1 protein-coding gene is annotated in these 439 nt (G+C 41.2%); it reads right to left on the bottom strand.

All coding sequences use genetic code 11. From position 1 onward, the window contains the following. On the bottom strand, positions 1-435 hold a 435-nt coding region (locus AB4653_RS15910; RefSeq protein WP_372104695.1), incomplete at its 3' end, for an outer membrane beta-barrel protein. Positions 436-439: the final 4 nt, after the last annotated feature.

The raw sequence follows: 439 nt of genomic DNA, 5'->3' as shown, positions 1-439 counted from the left end.
TTCAGAAGCTGAGAGCCCAAAGGCTTTGATTTCCGTATCAATAGATCCAACGCCTGCTAACAGGGAGACATACAAATCCAAGACGTCGCCTTTAACGATGAATTTGGGTTTAACATTCACGAAGAAGGCTTGGCCTTCAATATCCATCATTTGAGCAAAGTTAACTTTGCCAATTTTTCGGTACTCCGCTTCTAATCCCAGCTTTACTACATCGTGTGTATTGAACTCATAACCGCCAACTAAGTTATAACTCAAGTCAGCTAGATCAGAAGAATCTTCAATTTTGCTACCGCGGTATTCTAATTCGGTTTCATTATAAAATCCGACATCTACACCTGCATAAAAATGACCAAGCTCTTTAGCTGCTGTGTCATTTTCATTAGCAAGCGCGTATGAACTCATGCCAAAAGCGGTGAATAGTGATAGGGCAACCATACCG

It is taken from the genome of Vibrio sp. 10N.222.48.A3 (assembly GCF_041475345.1).
GTDB classification, from domain to species: Bacteria; Pseudomonadota; Gammaproteobacteria; order Enterobacterales; family Vibrionaceae; genus Vibrio; species Vibrio tasmaniensis_A.
Note: the sequence above shows the minus strand (reverse complement) of the source record. Positions and strands in the feature narration are given on the sequence as shown.